The sequence below is a fragment of the Vibrio sp. genome (genome assembly GCF_047973365.1).
In the GTDB taxonomy this organism is placed as follows: Bacteria; Pseudomonadota; Gammaproteobacteria; order Enterobacterales; family Vibrionaceae; genus Vibrio.
The window spans coordinates 1-7,486 of record NZ_JBKEBW010000038.1 but is presented as its reverse complement, the minus strand read 5'-3'; the positions used below and the strand labels follow the sequence as shown (position 1 = coordinate 7,486).

Annotated in this window: 6 protein-coding genes; 2 read left to right on the top strand and 4 right to left on the bottom strand. The window is 43.2% G+C overall.

Going from position 1 to position 7,486, the window contains the following annotated elements; genetic code table 11:
* Window positions 1-327 precede the first annotated feature (327 nt).
* From ACK5MF_RS06070 to ACK5MF_RS06055, 4 genes are all read right to left on the bottom strand, one after another.
* Window positions 328-1,434 (bottom strand): succinylglutamate desuccinylase/aspartoacylase family protein, encoded by a 1,107-nt coding sequence (locus tag ACK5MF_RS06070; RefSeq protein ID WP_416920354.1) that lies wholly within the window; start codon window positions 1,432-1,434, stop codon window positions 328-330.
* A complete protein-coding gene (rimK, locus tag ACK5MF_RS06065) occupies window positions 1,394-2,299 on the bottom strand; it encodes a 30S ribosomal protein S6--L-glutamate ligase (RefSeq protein ID WP_416920352.1) in 906 nt (301 codons plus the stop codon). The genes ACK5MF_RS06070 and rimK overlap by 41 nt, the downstream gene beginning before the upstream one ends.
* Entirely contained in the window at window positions 2,296-2,739 is a 444-nt protein-coding gene (locus ACK5MF_RS06060) for an ATP-dependent zinc protease (RefSeq protein ID WP_416920350.1), read from the bottom strand. Before ACK5MF_RS06060 ends, rimK begins: the two co-directional genes overlap by 4 nt.
* Before the next feature lie 259 nt (window positions 2,740-2,998).
* Window positions 2,999-4,471 carry an aminoacyl-histidine dipeptidase gene (locus ACK5MF_RS06055; protein ID WP_416920348.1) on the bottom strand — a complete coding sequence of 491 codons (1,473 nt, stop codon included), beginning with the start codon at window positions 4,469-4,471 and terminating at the stop codon, window positions 2,999-3,001.
* Window positions 4,472-5,314: 843 nt separating this feature from the next.
* Here ACK5MF_RS06055 and ACK5MF_RS06050 point away from each other — a divergent pair.
* Entirely contained in the window at window positions 5,315-6,604 is a 1,290-nt protein-coding gene (locus ACK5MF_RS06050; protein WP_416920346.1) for an NCS2 family permease, read from the top strand.
* Between the two features lie 90 nt (window positions 6,605-6,694).
* Window positions 6,695-7,159 (top strand): xanthine phosphoribosyltransferase, encoded by a 465-nt coding sequence (gene gpt / locus ACK5MF_RS06045; protein ID WP_416920344.1) that lies wholly within the window; start codon window positions 6,695-6,697, stop codon window positions 7,157-7,159.
* The last annotated feature ends 327 nt before the right edge of the window (window positions 7,160-7,486 follow it).

The following is a 7,486-nucleotide window of genomic DNA, read 5'->3' as shown; positions in this document are numbered from 1 at the left end:
TGAATAACCAGAGGTACCTTTTCAACAAATTGCCAAAGAAACAATATGATGATTGAAGGCTCATAACCACCTAGTTCCAATCAGGTTATACCAAGGGCTCATTGAAGCCGCGACGAATGATATGAAAGCTAGGTTCGGATATCCATCAAGGCGGGTAATCTGATACCCAAAGCCGAATATATGGGAGCAATTGAGTATCAGAAATTATCATGATTGTCTCTTGCAATAAGAGAGGGTCCATATATGGTATAATCCAATTAGCATAAAAAACCTTGGTAGTGATACCAAGGTTTTTTATGCATGAAGAACAGAGTCTGAATGTTCTATTTATTCAGATGGTGACGGTGGCATGATTTGACCAGTGGTGAGTGGCTCTAAATCCACTTCAATCACCTCTTCGATAAAGTCACCAACTAGTTGTTCAACCATATCGTCATTTTGAGTAAAGTAAGCAAGGTGGAAAACGGCATCCCCTTCATTCACGAGTGGTAGTGTTTGTTGACCGATAACGATACCGCCTTTATTCGCTTTGACTTCAACTTCAATGTTACCTAGTGGTGAGTTGATATAAGCCAAGACTTGCCCTTTTTCAACACGATCACCGAGTGAAACTACGGTACGTAAAATACCATCAGCTTCAGCACGCAACCAACTGGTTGATTTAGCGATCACTGAGTTTGGCAATTTCTTACGGCTTGAACGTAGCATGCCAATTGCCTGCATTACACGTTTCACGCCAACCACACCGGCACTGATTGCGATAGGTTCGAAGCGAAGCGCTTCGCCTGCTTCATAGGTTAATACAGTAATACCCGATTTCTCCGCTTCACTGCGCAGCGAGCCCATTCTTAATGGTGAATCGAGAATTACAGGGGTCGCAAAGGATTGAGCGATACGCAGCGTTTCTGGATTGCTGAGATCGGCGCGAATTTGTGGCAAGTTTGTTCGATGAATCGCACCAGTGTGTAGATCGATAATGTAATCACACTTCAAAGCAACTTGAGAGAAGAAGATGTGTGCCATTCGTGAGGCCAGTGAGCCAGTGTCACTGCCAGGGAAGCAGCGGTTGAGATCGCGTCTGTCTGGCAGGTAGCGTGATTTATGAATGAAGCCGAATACGTTAACAATAGGCACGGTAATCAGAGTGCCTTTAAGCTTTTGCGGATCGATGGAATTGATCAGTTGTCTTACGATCTCAACACCGTTGAGTTCATCACCGTGAATGGCTGCGTTAACCATAAGGACTGGACCTGGGGACGCGCCATGAATGATTTCAATCGGGATGGAAAGTGGCGAGTGGGTGTATAGCTTCGCCCCTTCCAGTTCTATGACTTGTTTGGTTGCTGGGGGAATTTTCTCCCCCAGAAATTCGTATGCTACGTTCTTATATTTTCTAGCCTTTACCACGTGTTCTAGTCCTTTTACTTGCCGCATTTTTCTCTAGAAATTCGACAATCATACCGGCGATATCTTTGCCGGTCGCAGCTTCAATGCCTTCTAAGCCAGGTGAGGAGTTGACTTCCATAACCAACGGTCCTCTCGCTGAGCGAAGTAAATCCACACCAGCAACATTAAGCCCCATGATTTTAGCAGCTTCAATAGCGGTTCTTCGTTCTTGCGGTGTGATCTTAACCAGTGATGCTGAACCACCACGGTGAAGGTTAGAACGGAACTCGCCCTCGGCCCCTTGTCGTTTCATTGCGGCGATAACTTTATCACCAATGACGAAACAGCGAATATCCGCACCGCCGGCTTCTTTAATGTATTCCTGAACCATGATGTTTGCTTTCAGGCCCATAAACGCTTCGATCACACTCTCTGCTGCCTTACGAGTTTCGGCAAGAACAACACCGATACCCTGAGTACCTTCCAGCAGTTTAATCACAACTGGCGCACCGCCAACCATGTCTAGCAGGTCTTTAACATCGTCAGGCTTACTGGCAAAACCAGTAATTGGCATACCAATCCCTTTACGAGAAAGCAACTGCATTGAGCGCAGCTTATCTCTTGAGCGGCTGATAGCGACAGATTCGTTAGCTGGATAAACACCCATCATTTCAAATTGACGTAATACCGCTGTGCCATAAAAGGTAACTGACGCGCCAATTCGCGGGATAACCGCATCAAATCCAGCCAGTTCTTCACCCTTGAAATGGATTTCAGGTTTGTCTGAATTGATATTCATGTAACAACGTAAAGCATCAATCACTTTTACTTCGTGTCCACGCTGCTTACAAGCTTCGATTAATCGCTTGGTTGAATATAGCGAAGAGTTGCGTGACAGAATACCAATTTTCATAACTTGGGTGCCTCAAAAGGAATTAAAAACGATGCGGTTGGATCAACAATGATCCTATGATGCATCGCGGTGCGACCTAAAAGCATGCGGAATGCCATATTTTCTCTATTTGTTAATGTTATTTCCACCGGCCACGTTTGTCCGCCTAAACAGATATCGGACTTAATAACGTAGCGAGACTCTTCATGACCACCTGAGTCTCGTACTGTTCTCTCTGCTATTACTTCAGTCTCACAAACGACTTCTGTATCCACGTCGTGTTGATTCGGGTGGATCCAGAAACGTACCCAAAGTTTCCCTTCTTTAGTAAAGCTTTCTAACTTAAATGCGTGTAAGCAAGATGTGCGGGCGCCGGTATCGATTTTCGCTTTAATTTTCTCAATACCTAACCCGGGAAGGCTAAGTCTTTCTCGCCATCCGACCGTCATTTTTTCTTTCATCGCAGTATCTTAGTGTTTTGTTTGGAATTTATTTAAGGCTGAAATGGAGTACAGCCCACATATGCGTCGTGACGACGTAATGCCTTGAATAGAGTGTGGAGAACTTCTCTGGGAACTTCAAGGACGCGCACTCTAACAGCAGTGTTTATTCTCTCGCTAATGAAAAAAAATGGTCGTATCGACAAAAAATATTTGTTCAAAATGAAATAAGCCGAAGCGATTAGCTTCGGCTTAGTATCAGGCTTTTTTGTCGAAAAACTTAAGATTTAGCTGGGATATTTTCCAATAGCGCAACCATTTGTTCCCAGAATAGTTCGACAGTATCAATCTTCACTTTTTCATCAGGAGAGTGTGGGAATTTGATGGTAGGACCAAACGAAACCATGTCCATATTTGGATAAGGTTTCTTAAACAGACCACATTCCAAGCCGGCGTGAATCACCATGATGTTTGGCTTATTGCCATAGATACCTTGGTACATATCACGGAAGATATGCATGATTTCAGAGTCAGCATCTGGTTTCCAGCCTGGATAAGCTCCAGAAAACTGAATAGACGCACCTGCAAGTTCAGCTACAGAAGCTAACATGCCTTCTACTTGGCTACGGCCAGAATCGATCAGTGAGCGAATCAGGCACAGTACCGTGATTTGGTTCTCTTCCGTTTTAATCACACCCACGTTTAATGATGTTTCTACCACGCCTTCAATCTCATCGCTCATACGGATAACACCGTTTGGACAAGCATTCAGTGCGGCAATGAAACGTTTCTGATCAGCAAGTGCGAACATGTTTGAAGAGACTTCTTGGGATTCATTGAACGTGACGATGTTCGTTTCTACTTTTCCGAGCTCTGATTTGATTAAATCAGTATAGAAATTATAAAGCTCGGTCAGCTTAGCTTCATTTTCGGCAGGAAGTGCCACGGTAACAAATGCTTCGCGCGGAATGGCATTGCGTAAACTACCACCACGGAACTCCACTAAGCGCAGATCCAACTCGTTTGTGTGTCCCGCTAAGAAACGTGCAAGCAATTTATTTGCGTTGCCACGACCGGTATGGATATCACAACCTGAGTGGCCACCTTTGAGACCTTTTAGAACAAGTTGACGAGTGACAAAGTTTGACGGAATGGCTTCGCGTTTGATGTCGAACTTGATTGAAGCATCGACACCACCCGCACAACCCATGTAGACTTCACCTTCTTGCTCTGAATCGGTATTAAGAAGAATTTCACCTTCTAACCAGCCGGCTTCAAGACCAAATGCGCCAGTCATACCGGCTTCTTCATCAATAGTCAGTAGCACTTCCAGTGGACCATGTTTAATCTCAGTAGACGCTAATACGGCTAAGCAAGTGGCCATCCCCATACCATTATCAGCACCAAGTGTTGTACCTTTGGCAGTAACCCATTCGCCGTCAATATAAGGTTGGATAGGATCTTTAGTGAAGTCGTGATCGGTATCTTCGTTCTTCTGTGGAACCATATCAATATGAGCTTGCAGTACCACACCTTTCTTATTCTCCATTCCCGGAGTCGCTGGCTTCTTAATAAATACGTTGCCTGTCGCATCACGGCGCACGTCTAAGCCAAGTTCTGTTACCCAACCAATAATGGCTTGAGCTAGTGCTTCTTCATGCTTTGAAGGGTGAGGGATTGAACAGATTTTATCGAAAAACTGCCAAACGGGAGCTGGAGATAGGTTGCTAATTTCAGAATGGAACTCAGACATAGATGACTCCTTTATTTATCTATACCCCGATTAAATAGTGGCGAGAGGTTGTAAATTTAGAGAAATAACCTGTCTGGCGGGGCTGTATTTGGCTGACAGCATACCATTGAGTCGTTGAATCGAGTAGTGGTATGGATGGGTAATTTGCGATAGATGTCCCCTTGCTACCTACAATGCCAAGTAATTTGGGGATAGGAGGTGAAATTACGAAGTGACTCGTAAGTTAAATTCTAATTACTCAATAAGTTGCACTATTTTTGCAATGTGGATCTAAAATAAAACGTCATTTCTGTAATTTTATTACCAATTGTTCTGATTATTTTGTCGGATTTATAAACATTTTGTGATTTTACTCACCATTAAATTGTAATATTTTTTCTTTGTGGTATATTAATGATCAATTCGCAAACGAGAGTTTAGAAACAAGAGTTTCGAAGCAAGTTTACCCTCGTAACGTTATAGAAAGATGTTATGTCTCTCTGCAACGCTACACCCCACACGCTTTTGGTGAGTGAGACCAAATGCATGTGATTTGAACAGTAATGTTCACCCCTATATTGGAATGTGTTTTTGACCGCTATTTGTTAAAGTGGTCAGTATGATTCACCGCCATCTGTTTTCAGATGGCGTTTTTTTTGCCCTTGATTTGTGTTTTACATAATTTTAACAAATATTCGTTTTGTTAGTGAAAAATGCCAATTTTTATGAAGGACCATGCATAATTGATGGTTGGTACTTTTAAAATCAAAATAAATTCGGTCTGGAATTTGTGAACTGATGTCTTTATAATTTGCGCCCAATCGTTTACGCAACCGTTTACTTTACCTTTATTAGGATTCGATCATGCTGGAAAGGCTCTTTAAACTCAGTGAAAACAGCACAACTGTGCGTACTGAGATCATCGCAGGTGTAACTACATTCCTGACAATGGCTTACATTATTTTTGTGAACCCTGCCATTTTATCTGCAACTGGCATGGATCAAGGCTCAGTATTTGTGGCGACCTGTTTAGCTGCGGCTATTGGCTGTTTCATTATGGGTTTTGTTGCTAACTATCCAATCGCCCAAGCGCCAGGTATGGGCTTAAACGCATTCTTCACTTATTCTGTTGTTCTTGGTATGGGGTATACATGGCAAGTGGCGCTAGCAGCCGTATTCTGCTCTGGTGTACTTTTCATTATGTTGAGCCTGTTTAAGATCCGTGAATGGATCATTAACTCAATTCCCATGTCTCTAAGAACAGGTATCTCTGCGGGTATCGGTCTGTTCTTAGCATTTATTGCACTACAAAACGCAAAAATCGTGGTAGATAACCCAGCAACACTGGTATCAGTCGGTGATTTTACTAGCCTTTCGCCTGTACTTGCTGCAGTAAGTTTCTTTTTGACCATCGGTTTGGTTAATCGTGGTATTAAAGGTGCAGTACTGATTGCTATTCTGCTTACTACTGGTCTAGGTATTATTTTTGGTGACGTTCAATGGCACGGCATTATGTCAACGCCACCAAGCATTGCTCCTACGTTCCTACAACTTGATTTTGCTGGTGTTTTCAACATCGGTATGGTTTCGGTTGTTTTCGCATTCTTGTTTGTTGACCTCTTTGATACGGCTGGCACGCTAGTTGGCGTTGCAACTAAAGCTAACTTAATCGGTAAAGACGGTAAGATTCCTCGCCTGAACAAAGCACTACTTGCCGACTCAACGGCAACCTCTATTGGTGCCTTGCTTGGTACTTCAAATACCACCTCTTTCGTGGAGAGTACTGCCGGTGTTGCTGTTGGTGGACGTACAGGTTTAACCGCAGTTGTCGTTGGCATTTTGTTCCTTCTTGCATTATTCTTCTCGCCATTAGCAGGGATGATTCCAGCTTACGCAACAGCAGGTGCTCTTTTCTATGTTGCTATTTTGATGATGTCAGGTCTTGTCAGCGTTGACTGGCGTGATTTATCAGAAGCGGCTCCAGTAGTGGTAACTTGCTTGCTTATGCCTCTAACTTACTCCATCGCTGAAGGTATTGTATTAGGCTTCATCTCTTATACATCAATTAAAGTATTGAGCGGTAAAGGTCGTGAGATCTCCGTAAGTGTGTGGTTTATGACCGCTATCTTCTTGGCTAAGTTGATTTTCGCTTAAGATATTAATGGCATGGTGAAGCTTACAAGGCAGCACATGTATTAAATTCGGTTTATTACAATTAAGTTTACTAGAATTAGGTTTACTAGAATGAGCAAAAAATTCGTTATCACTTGGGACAATATGCAGAACTATTGTCGTGAACTTGCTGAACGTCAAATGCCTGCAGAACAATGGAAAGGTATCCTGGGTGTTAGCCGCGGTGGTTTAGTACCAGCAGCTATTCTTGCTCGTGAATTGGGGATTCGCTACGTAGATACAGTATGTATCTCTAGTTACGACCACGATCACCAGCGTGATATGAAAGTACTAAAAGCACCAGAGCATGACGGAGAAGGTTTCCTAATTGTTGATGATTTGGTTGATAGCGGTGATACAGCACGTAAAATTCGTGAAATGTATCCAAAAGCTAAGTTGGTTACTGTATGTGCAAAACCAGCAGGTAAAGCGTTAGTCGACGAGTACATTGTCGATATCGAACAAGATACTTGGATTGAACAGCCATGGGATATGCAACTCTCTTTTGTCGAACCTGTGAACCGTAAGCGTAAATAAACCCCTATCGTTGGTGTTTAACAACAACCGCTTTATTGAAAAATAGTATTTACTTAAAATGACCCAATCTTGGGTCATTTTTGTTTGCCCAGCAAAGCTGGCAAACCCGTCCACTTGAAAGAAAGTGGAGTCACCCTGACTAAGGGGAAGACAATCCGAATGGCAAGGGCGTCACGGGCTAACGGTGGGGTCTGAAGGAAGCCATAGGAAGTTAGATGTACACAACTAACCGTAATCTGTTTCGGCGGTACTGGTGGGTAAGCGTCCAAAATAGCGCAAAGCCCAATACTTAGTCAGACCAATACTGTGATTGAGGGTGGGATATCT